The following is a 12,132-nucleotide window of genomic DNA, read 5'->3' on the forward strand; positions in this document are numbered from 1 at the left end:
GCTTTTTTACGTCTGCAGAAAATTTAAATATAAGGGAGTAGCGAACATTACTCACTCGAGGTCCTGCAGTCACAACTTATGTATTGTGTGGGGCAAGTATGTAGAGCATTAAATGTGTTTTGCTCAAATGTTGCAGTTTTGGATGTATGTATTTTAAAAATGGATAAATCTAATCACTTAATAAATGGTATTGGTATGATTGATAAATAATCAAACCATTTTTTGAAGGGTATATGGGCTGATAAAATCATCAGCCCATATATTTAATAATCAGCCAAGTAGTTAGCTATTAGATAAGAATACAGTAAGTTTTTTACCTATTTTTAAATGGTCACTTGAAAGGTTATTCCATTGTTTTAGTTTATTAATACTGACTTTGTAATACTTAGCTATTTTCCATAAGCTTTCGCCTGATTTAACTTTATGCTCGATTTCTTGATCTGCAAGTATAGGGAGTATCAGCTTTTTCCCTGCGCGAATACGATTGCTTTTTAGATTGTTAAAGGCCTTTAACTGATTAACTGTTATTGCATGGCGTTTAGCTATGACACTGAGGCTGTCGCCAGATTGAATGGTGTAGTGTTGCCATTGACTGTAATCACTACTTTTTTGATTTGCGAGCATTGCTTTAAACTCTATTTTCTCATCGGCAAGAACAACGATATGAGGCGCATCAATAACTGCTGGAAAGCGGATCACACCGTAATTTAATGACTCGAGTTGTTGCCACTTCTCTTTGTTATCTATGATAACGGATCCCGAAACTGGTATTACCGCAATGGTATTTTTGTTTGCTATCGCAGGAAATACCATTTTTTGGCTTTTGAGTAGTTGGGCTGCAGCAAGTAACTTAGGGACATATTGACTTGTTTGTTTAGGTAGTTTCAAGCTGAAGAAATCGGTTGGCTTACCCTGCCTTTTATTGTTTTTAATTGATCTTAAAACGCGGCCTTCACCTAAATTATAAGCCGCAATAGCATGATACCAATCGCCATCGAAACGTTTGTATAAATACTCCATAAAATCCAATGCTGCACGGGTACTGTCGATCACGTCTTGTCTACCGTCATACCAAGGTGAAATTTTTACTTTAAAATACTTAGCAATAGAGGGCGTTAACTGCCATAGACCAGACGCATGTTTATGAGAATAGGCGCTTGCATCAAAATCGCTTTCAATAAGTGGCATTAATGCCAGCTCTATTGGTAAATCTCGTTTTTCTATTTCAGTCACTATATGATAAAGATAGGGTGTCGCGCGGCGGCTAATTTCATCCATATAATTAGGGTGAGATAAGTACCAAGCAATACGCTTGTTCACAGCGGGGTGACTTGAATTAGTAAAACTTAGCTGTGCGCGAATACGTTGCCAAACATCGTCCAGCTCTTTAGGATTTAAAGGCGCGATTTGTTCAATTGCTTTACTTTGTTGATTAATAACAGGCTTAGCTTTAATAATTGTTTTAGGGGCTGGTTGCTCTGGTGTTGTCTCACAGCCAGATAAAATAAAAATCAGTGGCAAAATGCCGATATATCGATTTAAAAACACGTAAAAACTACTCCGTAATATAAATGCAGCTAGCTAAAAGCCGGTTAGCTTAACATAGGGAATGTTAAATGTGAGATGGGCTAAATTTAAGCATGCTTTAAACTGCTCATTATAGCGACGAGTTAAGGTAACGTGATGATTATAAAGTTTTTAATTTAGCTGCTATTTCGTCTGACTGAGCGTGTAGGTGTTTGGCTGAGGTTAAGTTACCTAATTGTTGTTCTATTTCTGCCACCTTATTTAAGGATATAGTGAGATCTCTAAGCACAGTTACAGTATCCCCCAAATTAACCTGAAGTTGCCTGTCGAGTTGTAAGCTTTGCACATACGCGGCTTTGGCGGCGGGTAAATCTCCAAGTTGCTGCTCAATATTACCCACCTTATCAAACGAGACAGACAGGTCCCGTAATACTTGTGGTGAGTCACCTAGGCTTGTTTGCAGTTGTTGGCGAATCGCTAAGCTTTGCATACAGGCTGCTTTGGCGGCGGGTAAATCTCCAAGTTGCTGCTCAATGTTGCCAAGATTATCAAACGAGACAGACAGGTCCCGTAATACTTGTGGTGAGTCACCAAGGCTCGTTTGCAGTTGTTGGCGAATTGCTAAGCTTTGCATATACGCGGCTTTGGCGGCGGGTACATCCCCGAGTTGCAGCTCAATGTTGCCCACCTTATCAAACGAGACAGAGAGGTCCCGTAATACTTGTGGTGAGTCACCAAGGCTTGTTTGCAGTTGTTGGCGAATCGCTAAGCTTTGCGCATACGCGGCTTTGGCGGCGGGTAAATCCCCGAGTTGTAGCTCAATATTACCCACCTTATTAAACGAGACAGACAGGTCCCGTAATACTTGTGGTGAGTCACCAAGGCTTGTTTGCAGTTGTTGGCAAATTGCTAAGCTTTGCGCATACGCGGCTTTGGCGGCGGGTAAATCCCCGAGTTGCTGCTCAATATTACCCACCTTATCAAACGAGACAGACAGATCCCGTAATACTTGTGGTGAGTCACCAAGGCTTGTTTGCAGTTGTTGGCGAATCGCTAAGCTTTGCATACAGGCTGCTTTGGCGGCGGGTAGATCCCCGAGTTGCAGCTCAATATTACCCACCTTATTAAACGAGACAGACAGGTCCCGTAATACTTGTGGTGAGTCACCAAGGCTTATTTGCAGTTGTTGGCAAATTGCTAAGCTTTGCGCATACGCGGCTTTGGCTTCAGGTAATTGGCCAATATTACTTAGTAAGTCACCTAATCTATCTAAGGCGATACTCAAATGCCTTTTTCCTTGGTTTGTAACCGTACTTTGCAATTGTTCTATCTTGGCCCTAGTTTGGTAGATAGCTTCATCAAGTTGTAAAGATGACAATAGTGGTTCATTTGAAGTTTCTGCTTCAGTTTGTGGCAGCTTGGTATTTAACTTAATATTAGAAGGTAGTTCAATTATTTGTTGGCGAACACTCCAGATATCAGGCGCCCAAGTGACAACACTAGCTGCACACGTATAAGGTAGCTCAATAAAAATGGGGCTTTTTACAATATCTTCCAACTGCGAACGGCGTTTATTTAAAGTGGCTAAGGTTTTGGCTCTTAGCGTATCCCAAATCCCTTCTTGATCTACCTGTGTTAGCGCTAACCAAACGGGAGAGTGGCCTGCGTTAGCGTCAAAAATTTCATCAATAACTTTATTTGGTAAATCTGTTTGAGTTATTGGTTTTATACGGCGTAACGGTTTACTGTGACTGCGCATAAAGTCATCTAGCCGCTGCTTAAGGGCAAAACTCGCTTGAGTATTTTCAACAAATACAAAAAAAAGAGAGAAGTCTTCGTGCCACTCAAGTGTGAGTTTTAATTCTGACCAGATGGCCTCAAAATCATGATTGTGCATCAAAGTAGTCGTTCATAATTGGAGGAACTTGGTACCAAATACTACCATTTTGATAATTTAAAACTAATGAATGATCAAATAAACGAATAATTGGTGGTAAGTCGCTGGCAAGGTCATTTATATATTGTGCTAGGTTACCGCTGTGCTCTCTGCAATGAATTAACCATTTTCTATCTTGTGCATTTAACCATTGAACATTTTTAGTTTCTTCTAAAATTGCCTGCTTAACAGGAGTGCTATTAACTCTATTTACAGGAAAATTGACTTTACCAAGTACTGCTTTTTTAGTGGTATGGCGTATTAAAGCAAACATCCGACGAACGTTACCACCGCATAGCCATGCAAACTCCTCTATCACGGGCTTTGAAATATAGTTTTCCCACTCAGGAAAGCGTTTTTCTACGACACACACCATTTTTGCTATACCTTCTGGGTTTTTCTCAATTGGCTTTTCTTTTTTAGGTGTTTGCATAACTTTAAAATTAGGCAACGAAAAGCTCCCAGAATAAAATTGATCAATGCTAGGAAGTACAGCATGGATATACGGGGGAACAGTATAAATGACGGTAATATTTTCAAAAGATAATCGGGCAGGAGAGTTAAAAAATAAGTCTTTAAGGGATTCAAATAATACGTTTTCTTGACCGTTAGGTGCAGACAGTCTTTCTAATGAATCAACAACAAGAACAACTTTATCTTGATTGGTATATTGTTTAACTGATGCAGCGACATCGTTTGCAAACTTTATGGCCTCTTGAAAAAACTTATTTGAGCTATTAGCAAATTTTATTAATTCTTGTTTAAAAGTTACATTTTCCTCTAGAGAGAACTCAACCTCAGCCCCTGCTGCTTTTAGTTTAGGTTTTAGCTCTACTTTTGAGTCCATTGCTTTTTTTGTGCGCTCCCAAATTGTTTCAGTAAGGAAGTCATCACCATATGCTTTTTTAACGGCGTGAGATAAGCCTGCTAATGCAGTGAAAATTAATTCAGTTTGAGTAATTGCAGGCTCATTTAAATCTAAAAAAGAGTCTGCACTACAGTAAAAAGCCGGTATGTTTTTTACTTTGAGATCAGCTAATAAACGCTGGAGTTCAGTGGTTTTACCTGCACCTCTAAGTCCAGAGAATAAGTAACAGCCAGGTGTATCTTCCCATTCGATAGCCTGTTTCATATCTTCAACACTGTCGTGAGCATCATCAGGAGCACGATTAACATAGTAATTTAATATATCATCGCGTTTAGCTGTATCTAAAAATGAATTATGAAAATCTCTAGGAGTACTCATCAAATGTCTCATTCGTTTGTGTTCGATCTTAATTAAGGTAAAGATAACACGCAAGATAAATTAGTGTCACTAGATTACTACTGTATATTGATGTGTGTTACCCAAACACACACCTAAAACATGCCCCTTGTGGTTTTTGTACATAAACCAAATCACCGCCGTGGTTGAGCATAATTTGCCGCGACAAGCTCAAACCAATACCCGAGCCTTGTTGTTTGGTAGTAAAAAAGGGCACGAATACCATATCGATAACATGTTCAGCAATACCAGGTCCGTTATCGCTGACTTCAATGTAAAGCTGTTGTACGTGATTTTGCGCGAGGGTGAGTTGAATCGTTGGTGCTTTATTAGGATTTTTCGCGTTATGTTGGTGGCTTGTGGCGAGTACTTCAAGTGCATTTTTTACTAAGTTAACCAGTACTTGTTCTATTTGGCTGTTGTCGAGCATCACTAATTGTTGGGTATTAATATTAAGCTCAAAAGTAGTGCCTTGGCTAAATGCTTGCTGCTGATGTAATGCAACTATTTGTGTGAGCACACTAGCTAAATTATAAGGCGCTAATTTAGGTGTAGGTAAGCTACTAACTTGACGAAAGCGTGCTATAAAATCGCCTAAATGCTCAGTGCGAGACGCAAGTGTAGTGAGTGCGAGCTGTAAATCTTGCTTATCTTCAAGCTCATTAAAGCACAGTGTTTGCGGTAATAAAGTGGTGCACGTGTTAGCGAGTGATGAAAGTGGCGTTATAGAATTCGCTATTTCGTGAGTTAGCACTTTAGTTAAGCGCTTATAGGCCTGCTGCTCTTTTAACTGCAATTGGTCGTGAATAGACTGTATGCTGACAACGCGGCGAACTTTACCTTGAATTTCGGCGATACTGAGTGCAATTGACAATGTATCTTGCTGTTCACCTGTTTGCCAATGCAGGGTATTACGTACGTTTCGCTCGGCTTTTAAAAGAAGATCACCCACAGCGCCCAATTCACTCAAGTGCTTAATGTTTTTACCTAAAAGCTTACTTACAGCGGGGTTTGATTCAATCACTTGGCCACTGTTATCAGACACCAATACAGCCAAATCGACATGAATTAGTAATGCTTGTAAAAACTGAGCTTGTTGCTCGGCATTAAAGCGTGCGGTTTGCATTTGTGCTTTTACTTGATCGAACTGCTGGCGCATTGGGTGATACTGGCTAAGGCCTAACGTACTATCGCCATTAGCGAGTGCGCGAATAACTATTTCAGCTTGTTTTTGTTGGCGAGTAAATAGTGTGAAAATATGGGCACTCAACGCAATACTAACCAAGACGATTAACAATAATGTTGCCGAGAAACCTTTATTAATAAGTAAGTAGCACAGTAATGCACTGCAGCTGCTTAATGCGACTAGGTTAAATCCGAGGGAAAAGTAAGGTCGCATGTTTATAATCCATACTTTTCAATGCGACGATACATAGCACCGCGAGTTAAACCAAGCGCTTTGGCAGCGTGGCTTACATTACCTTGATGATGAGTAAGGGCAGCTCGAACTGTGCGTTGTTCAAGAATTTCTAAATCAAAAGTGTCGTATGAATTATTGCTATTAACGGCTGTATTATTCGCATTATTATTGTTGTTAGCGGTAGCGCCAATTACTGAACTCACATCAAGATTTTCGCCTTCACTTAATATTACCGCGCGCTCTATGGCGTGGGCTAGCTCACGCACATTACCCGGCCATGTGTATTGGCAAAGTGAAACCATATCATGATCGCTAATAGCTAAATTACGCTTATATTTTTTTGAAAAGTGTTTGAGATAGTAATCAACTAATAATGGAATATCATCACTGCGTTCACGTAATGCAGGCAGGCGAATTTCAACAGTGTTTATTCTGTATAATAAATCTTGACGAAAACGCCCTTTACTCACCGCGTTATCTAGGTTGTCGTTTGTGGCGCAAATGAGGCGAATATCAATATCAATTGTTTTACTGCCGCCGATCGGAGTTACTTGGCGGTTTTGCAATGCGGCGAGTAACTTAGCTTGATGTTCAAGAGGTAGGTTACCTAGCTCATCTAAAAATAAACTGCCGCCTTGGGCAAGTTCAAATTTACCAATTCGATCAGCTTTAGCGTCAGTAAACGCGCCTTTTTTATGGCCGAATAACTCACTTTCAAACAGGTTTTGCGCTATTGCGCCCATATCTACACTCATAAAGGTTTGTTCGCTGCGCATACTTGCTTGATGAATTGCGTGAGCGGTGAGCTCTTTACCTGTGCCACTTTCGCCAGTGACCAATATATTAGCGTCGGTTTGCGCGGCTTTTTCGATAGTATTAAATACTTGCTGCATTGCTGCGCTTTGCCCTAAAAACTCAAATGATGGCGTGTTTAATGCCTGATTAAGTCCCTGCTTTTGGCGAGTAAGTTTACCAACTTGTTGCTTGTCTTTTGCGTGCGAGAATGCAGCAGCAACCGCGCCAAGTAATTGCTCATTTTGCCAAGGTTTAGCAATGAAATCAGACGCACCTGCTTTAATGGCATCCACCGCAATCTGAATATCACTGTAAGCGGTCATCAGTAGCACCACAATATTAGCGTCTTGCTCAATGATTTTTTTGAGCCAATAAAACCCTTCTTTGCCGCTAATCGAATCTTGGCTAAAGTTCATATCAAGCAATATAACGTCGACGGGTTGCTCAACTTTGCGTTGCTCGTTAATGATACCTTCAATATCAAAGGGGTTGTCGGTGGTTTTAACACTTTGATAATGCTGTTTTAGTAATAACCGTGCAGCAATGAGAATATCGGGATTGTCGTCAACAATTAAAATTGAGCCTGTGTGTTTCATGGTTTTTATTTTTATAGAGTTTTATTTAGCCTAAAACAAAAAAGGAACAGTGTCCATAAATGGACGCTTATTAAAATAAAAAGTGTTCTATAAACGGACATTTAAAGTATCTATCTGTATAAGTAATTATTCAAGTTGTTGTAATTAAAGAATAATTAAAGTTGGCATACGCTTTGTAATAGCAATAGGTAACTAGTTAAATTAAACCTGTATCAAGGCGGCAACATGGATAAGAAAATAGAACGCTCATTTACTCAAAAGTATTTTAAAAAATTCATCTTTGCAACGATGGCCTTAGGTGTTGCGGCGGCTGCGTATGGCTTTACGCAAACTAGCGATACAGGTCGTAGCCAACATGTTGAGCGCAGTAGCCTCACCGTTAGCACAGTTAAACAAGGTGGATTTAAAGATGCGTTGAGCTTACGTGGTCAAGTGGTGCCAAAAACCAGTATTTATCTTGATACTATCGCCGGTGGCCAAGTTGAGGAGCGTTTGGTAGAGCAAGGCGAATTTGTAGAAGCAGGCCAGCCCTTGGTGCGCTTGAGTAATACTAACTTGCAACTTGATGTTATGGGCCGTGAGGCTCAAGTAACAGAGCAGCTAAATTTTTTACGTAATACGCAAATGAATATGGAAACTAGCCGCTTAAATTTACGCCGCGACTTATTAGAAATAGAGTTAAAGATTACGCATTTAACGCGCCGTTTAAAACAAACTAAACCATTAGTTAAAAGTGGGGTGTTGGCGCAAGATAAATTAGCAGAGCTTGAGGAAGATTTAAGTTATTACCATGCTCGCAAGGAGCTAACGCTTGAGCGTCAAAAGCAAGAAAAGTCAATACGTGAAGTGCAAGTCGCACAGCTTTCAGATAGCGCTAAAATGCTCGAGAAAAACCTTCAATTTGCTCGTCGAAACCTCGATAACTTATTAGTAAAAGCACCGGTATCCGGTTATTTAAGCGAGCTTGATGTAGAAATTGGTGAATCAAAAAGCAGCGGCGCACGCCTTGGACAAATAGATATTCCTAACGAGTATAAATTAGTGGTGCGTCTTGATGAGTTTTATTTAAATCAAGTTCAGCGCGATATGGCCGTGATGATTGAACTTGATAATGACGCGATTACTGCCAAAGTGAGCAAAATTGATAGCCGCGTACAGCAGTCTCAATTTCAAATTGAAGTGGACTTACCAAGTAACACCAAAAGTATAAAGCGCGGCCAAAGTATTGATATTGAGTTAATGCTAGGAGATGAAAAAAACAATGCCTTACTACTTAAGCGTGGTGCCTTTTTTACCAGCTCTGGCGGTAATTGGGTGTATGTTATTGAGCAAGGTGACAACAAAGCACTGCGCCGTGATATTCGTTTAGGTAAAAAAAATCAACATTATTTTGAAGTGCTCGAAGGGCTAAAAGCAGGGGATCAAGTAATTACCTCTAGCTACAGCAACTTCGATAAAGCACAGCAATTACAATTTTAAGGATAATAACAATGATCAAACTAACTAATTTAAGCCGTGTATTTCGTACTCAAGATGTTGAAACAGCTGCACTAAGCAATATTACTCTAACCGTAAAAGAAGGTGATTTTTTAGCAATTATGGGCCCATCTGGCTGTGGTAAATCAACCTTATTATCTATTTTAGGCATGTTAGATTCGCCAACAAGTGGAAGCTTTGAGTTTGCAGGTACTGACATTGCAGGTTATAGCGAAAAACAATTAGCAGAGTTACGTAAAGCCTCGATTGGTTTTGTATTTCAGAGCTTTAACTTAATTGATGAATTGACAGTTTATCAAAATGTAGAGCTGCCTTTGCAATATCAAAAAATTTCAAAAAGTGAGCGTAAAGAGCGTGTTGAAACCATTTTAAAGCGAGTGGGTATTGATCATCGAGGCGATCATTTACCGCAACAGTTATCGGGTGGTCAGCAGCAGCGAGTGGCAGTAGCGCGAGCTTTGGTGATTAACCCTAAGCTAATTTTAGCTGATGAGCCAACGGGTAATTTAGACTCAAAAAATGGTGATGAAGTAATGGCAATGCTCCGCGAATTAAATAAAGAAGGCACCACGGTAATTATGGTTACGCACTCTGATAAAGAGGGTAATTACGCAGATCGTTTAGTACGCCTACTTGATGGCCAAGTGATGCTTGATAAAGCAAATAACGTACAACAAACGGTGGAGGTTGCATAGTATGTTTGTAAGTTACTTTATTACAGCGCTGCGTTCGTTCAAACAGCAAAAACAACATTTTATTTTAAATGTATTAGGTTTAAGTATTGGCTTAGCTTCAGCTATTTTAGTGGCGTTGTTCGCACAAAATGAGCTGTCTTACGATAGTCAGCAGCCACATGCTGAACGTGTTTACCGCGTAGGCCAAGACTTCTCGAAGTTGGGCTTATTTGTGATCCCAATCTTCAATTATTCACAAGGAGCGAAGGCAGTCGAGTATAGCCAAGTGGAAGAAGTCTTTGGTTTGACTATGGTGTCGATGACTAGAGAGGCGATGGTTGACGTACAGTATCGCGATCAGGGTTTTAAGCTCAGCGATTTATATGGAGCAACTCCAAATATTGAGAATTTTATCAATATGAACACATTGGCTGGCGATTTAAAAAATGCTATGAGTACACCTGGTAGCCTAGCATTGAGTGAGTCTGAAGCACTGCGTATTTTTGGTTCTGTGAATGTTATTGGTAATACGCTACAGCACGAACAAGGGCAATATACTGTACGGGCGGTGTTTGCGGATTTACCAAGCAATACTCACTTTGCATTTAAAAACCTAGTGTATGTAAAACATGACCCGAGCAACCTTATGATGAATAGTAGCTACGTTTATATGCGTTTAGCGCCACAGGCCGATCCAATCGCACTTGCGGATACACTTTCTAAACAATACTTTAATGGGCAAATGGCGGGGCAAATTGCCATTGAATTTCACCCACTATTAGACTTACATTTAATAGCCAAATCACCATTTGAAATGAAAGCGGGTGGCGCAAAGCAAGTCGTGATGATTTGTGCGGGTTTGAGTGTGTTGCTTATTTTAATTGCGGGCTTTAACTTTATCAATATGACGGTGGCGCAGTCCACAAGGCGTGCTAAAGAAGTTGGGGTGCGTAAAGCACTTGGCGCAAGTAAAGGGCAGTTAGTAACGCAATTTTTAGCTGAGTCTATGTTGGTTGCGTTATTGTCGATGATTACTGCATGTGTATTAGTAGAGCTGTTATTACCGAGCTTTAATCAGTTAGTCGATCGTGAGCTAGTCGTAATTTATTTTTCAGCCTTTGGTTTGGGTATTATGAGCGTGGTGATTGCTGTAGGCATACTTGCCGGTTTGTACCCTGCATTGTTTATCTCATCATTTAGCGCTAAACGAGTATTAAGTGGCGATTTACAACGAGGCAGTACAGCTACTTGGGTGCGTAAAAGTTTATTAACCCTACAAGCTTCATTGGCAATAGGCCTGATCATTGCCTCGATTACGTTATTAAACCAATTATCTCACTTACAAAGTCTTCCTTTGGGCTATCAAACACAGCAACGCTTAGTGGTTTCAGAGTTGCCAGTGCAATCGGTATTTACGCAGCAGCCTAGCGCACTCATTAATCGCTTGACGGCTATTGATGGCGTAGAGCAAGCAACGATTATTGATACCCGTTTAACCGTTTCAATTAATAATACATTACAGCCAACTTGGCCCAATGGAGAATCATCAGGTGGAATAACCCCTGTGATAGGTTCTGGTTTTGATGTCGTAAAAGGGCTAGGCCTTACGCTCATTGCTGGTAGAGACTTTAGCCGTGAGTTTTCCTCAGACTGGGCGACGCGAGCAAACGGGGTTACAACGGTGGGTACAATTATTACAGAAACCGTTGCCAAGCAGGCTGGTTATAGCAATGTGGCTGATATTGTTGGACAAACAATTAAAGACACAGGGCGTAATGTGGATATGCGGGTTGTCGGTGTTGTAAAAGATGTAAAAATTGGTAATGCACAAGATGCAAATTCTAACATTATGTTTTTATGTGGCTTTAACTATTTAGCACCGGTATCTGAAGTGATTTTAACAGTTAATCTGCAAAAGCTCCCAGCTATAAAGCAAGAAGTGATCGCAGCCTTGGCTGAGGTGTCTAATATTTATGAGCCAAAAATAAACCTACTAGCTGAAAACTATAAAGCGGTTTTAAAAGCTGATGAGCGTGTTTCTTTTGTAGTACTTATTTTTACGGGCCTTGCGGTATTCTTAACCTGCTTAGGTACATTTGGTTTAGCTTCGTTTGCCACAATTCGTCGCCAAAAAGAAGTGGCGGTACGCAAAGTACTTGGCGCATCACGTATTAGTATTATGAACCTACTGGCAAAAGAGTTTTTAATTTTAGTATTGGTGAGTGTAGCCATTGCATACCCAATAACCTATTGGCTGGTGGGTGATTGGCTCGCTAATTTTAATGAGCGTGTTGATCAAGCGCTGTGGGTTTATTTAATTGCAGCTCTTAGTGTTGCAGTAATTACTTGGCTCACGGTTGCAAGCCTTGCATTTAAGGCTGCAAGCACACGGCCATCGCTTACTTTACGTTATGAGTAAATAA

Annotated in this window: 8 protein-coding genes; 3 read left to right on the forward strand and 5 right to left on the reverse strand. The window is 40.3% G+C overall.

Annotated elements, in window-relative coordinates; all coding sequences use genetic code 11:
* Nucleotides 1–282 precede the first annotated feature (282 nt).
* From DC53_RS07500 to DC53_RS07480, 5 genes are all read right to left on the reverse strand, one after another.
* Complete coding sequence (locus tag DC53_RS07500) at nt 283–1,548, reverse strand: LysM peptidoglycan-binding domain-containing protein (RefSeq protein WP_033030505.1); 1,266 nt, start codon at nt 1,546–1,548, stop codon at nt 283–285.
* Nucleotides 1,549–1,687: 139 nt separating this feature from the next.
* Nucleotides 1,688–3,424, reverse strand: coding sequence for a tetratricopeptide repeat protein (locus DC53_RS07495; RefSeq protein ID WP_050484146.1), 1,737 nt, complete (start codon nt 3,422–3,424; stop codon nt 1,688–1,690).
* A complete protein-coding gene (locus DC53_RS07490; protein ID WP_033030507.1) occupies nt 3,411–4,709 on the reverse strand; it encodes an NTPase in 1,299 nt (432 codons plus the stop codon). The genes DC53_RS07495 and DC53_RS07490 overlap by 14 nt, the downstream gene beginning before the upstream one ends.
* Before the next feature lie 97 nt (nt 4,710–4,806).
* A complete protein-coding gene (locus tag DC53_RS07485) occupies nt 4,807–6,126 on the reverse strand; it encodes a sensor histidine kinase (RefSeq protein WP_033030510.1) in 1,320 nt (439 codons plus the stop codon).
* Nucleotides 6,127–6,128: 2 nt separating this feature from the next.
* Nucleotides 6,129–7,538: a sigma-54-dependent transcriptional regulator gene (locus tag DC53_RS07480; protein ID WP_033030512.1), complete on the reverse strand. Its 1,410-nt coding sequence runs from the start codon at nt 7,536–7,538 to the stop codon at nt 6,129–6,131.
* A 225-nt stretch (nt 7,539–7,763) separates the two neighbouring features.
* On the opposite strand from DC53_RS07480, the gene DC53_RS07475 reads away from it, so the two are divergent.
* The 3 genes from DC53_RS07475 to DC53_RS07465 are packed head-to-tail and all read left to right on the forward strand — an operon-like array spanning nt 7,764 to nt 12,128.
* The gene (locus DC53_RS07475; RefSeq protein ID WP_033030515.1) at nt 7,764–9,017 is read left to right on the forward strand and encodes an efflux RND transporter periplasmic adaptor subunit; all 1,254 of its coding nucleotides are present in this window, start codon (nt 7,764–7,766) and stop codon (nt 9,015–9,017) included.
* Nucleotides 9,018–9,028: 11 nt separating this feature from the next.
* Nucleotides 9,029–9,730, forward strand: coding sequence for an ABC transporter ATP-binding protein (locus DC53_RS07470; protein ID WP_007377361.1), 702 nt, complete (start codon nt 9,029–9,031; stop codon nt 9,728–9,730).
* Nucleotide 9,731: 1 nt separating this feature from the next.
* Complete coding sequence (locus tag DC53_RS07465) at nt 9,732–12,128, forward strand: ABC transporter permease (protein WP_033030516.1); 2,397 nt, start codon at nt 9,732–9,734, stop codon at nt 12,126–12,128.
* Nucleotides 12,129–12,132 lie beyond the last annotated feature (4 nt).

Origin of the sequence: Pseudoalteromonas fuliginea (assembly GCF_000690055.1) — a bacterium.
In the GTDB taxonomy this organism is placed as follows: domain Bacteria; phylum Pseudomonadota; class Gammaproteobacteria; order Enterobacterales; family Alteromonadaceae; genus Pseudoalteromonas; species Pseudoalteromonas fuliginea.